1 protein-coding gene is annotated in these 1042 nt (G+C 57.1%); it reads right to left on the reverse strand.

Annotated elements, in window-relative coordinates:
* Nucleotides 1-138: 138 nt before the first annotated feature.
* On the reverse strand, nucleotides 139-780 hold the full coding sequence (locus tag KUL93_RS11235; protein ID WP_217127123.1) for a hypothetical protein: 642 nt from the start codon (nucleotides 778-780) through the stop codon (nucleotides 139-141).
* Between the last annotated feature and the right edge of the window lie 262 nt (nucleotides 781-1042).

A 1042-nucleotide genomic window follows, 5' to 3' on the forward strand; every position in this document is an offset into this window, starting at 1 on the left:
GTGGTTGATGTGGTTGTACTGGCTTTTGAGAAGGAGCGTATTGATGTCTTCCTGGGTCAAGCCTTCCCCGCGAGAGAACTTCTCTTCGATCTCCCGCACATTCGAATCGGCCAGAAAGTTCCGCGCTAAATTCCGCGCTCACCACGTCCGCGGCGTAAAACCCGGCTGGTTACACACCACCACGTCGTCATCCGCTTGCACGAGCACATAAAGCCCTTGTTTCTCGGCATAGCGCACCACCTCATCAGGTGCCCCCATCGCCGCTACCGCCCCATGCAAAAGCTTATCGGTATACTCGGGAAACGCCACTTTGAAGCGCGAAAGGCGCTCCAGGTGTTCGTCGACATCATCGGTAGTGAGGCGGCTTTTGCATTCCACCGCGATTGCATGATCACCGTTGATCACCAAAAGGTCGATCTCCATCACCGTTTGCCCCGCGTCGTCCCGCGCGCGGACGTTCGGCATCACCCGATGTACCGGAATGCCTTGCTCTTGAAAAAGGCGCACCACCGCAGGTTCGACCATGTCCTGGACGAATTGTCCCAGGCGGTTTCCCAGGCGCCCCAATTGGCGCTCGAGCGCACGGATCCGGCGGTCGGTCTCTTTGCCCGATTCGCGCAGTTCGCGAATGAGGCGGTCGGTTTCCTGCATGCGGCGGTCGGTCTCTTTGCCCGACTCGCGCAATTCGCGAATGAGGCGGTCGGTCTCTTGCAACTGTGCGCTGTGGGCAAAAATCATCGCTTTGAGCTCGTCCCACGAGATTTCGCGAGCGGTGGTCATGGTTCCAGCGCCTGTTTACCGTAACCGTGGTTGGACCATTTTAGCACGACACACGGGGGTAGTTCGACACACTGGGCGCGAATCCCAGGGCAATCGCATGAATGACACTATCGTGCACTGCTGAAATAGTCGTTCACGATCAAGGAGTTGCCAAGGGGCTGTTCACAGTGTCTTGATTTGTGTAGTTTTCTGTCTTTTTGGGGTGGCCCATGGAGACGGGGAACAAGCTGCGGTTGGCGGACGTATTCGTATCGATCAGTGA

Source organism: Hydrogenophilus thiooxidans, from assembly GCF_019049855.1.
In the GTDB taxonomy this organism is placed as follows: domain Bacteria; phylum Pseudomonadota; class Gammaproteobacteria; order Burkholderiales; family Rhodocyclaceae; genus Hydrogenophilus; species Hydrogenophilus thiooxidans.